Source organism: Vibrio sp. 10N.222.55.C6 (assembly GCF_041473395.1).
Taxonomy (GTDB): Bacteria; Pseudomonadota; Gammaproteobacteria; order Enterobacterales; family Vibrionaceae; genus Vibrio; species Vibrio crassostreae_C.
Genome location: NZ_JBFRSD010001072.1, coordinates 1 through 371 on the forward strand (window position 1 = coordinate 1; position 371 = coordinate 371).

Annotated in this window: 1 protein-coding gene; it reads right to left on the bottom strand. The window is 47.4% G+C overall.

The genetic code is table 11. From position 1 onward, the window contains the following. Window positions 1-371 (bottom strand): GGDEF domain-containing protein (locus AB4486_RS27595; protein WP_372119987.1); only part of this gene is annotated, 371 nt, incomplete at both ends.

Consider the following 371-nt stretch of genomic DNA (forward strand, 5'->3'; position numbering starts at 1 on the left):
TCAGGTGTATCTGACTCTTTAAACTGAGTACTTGCCGCGCATAAAGTGATCGTGATTTGCTGGTCACGGAATTTAAAGGGCAGGCGGCTTACTTGAGTTTGAATGTTCTGAATCACCTGATGGCAATATTCATCGGTTTGCTCTGGCAGCAATAACACAAACTCTTCACCTGAAAAACGTGCCACAGTATCGGTGGTGCCTGCTTCTTTGGTAATAGTTCTTGCGATGATCTTGAGTGCTTTGTCGCCCGCGGTGTAACCAAAGCTATCGTTAATTGCTTTGAAGTTGTCGATGTCGAGCAGTACTACGCGTAGCGAGTGTTGCGCGCGGATCCAGCGGCGATACTCAAGCTCTAAGCGATCAGTAAAGGC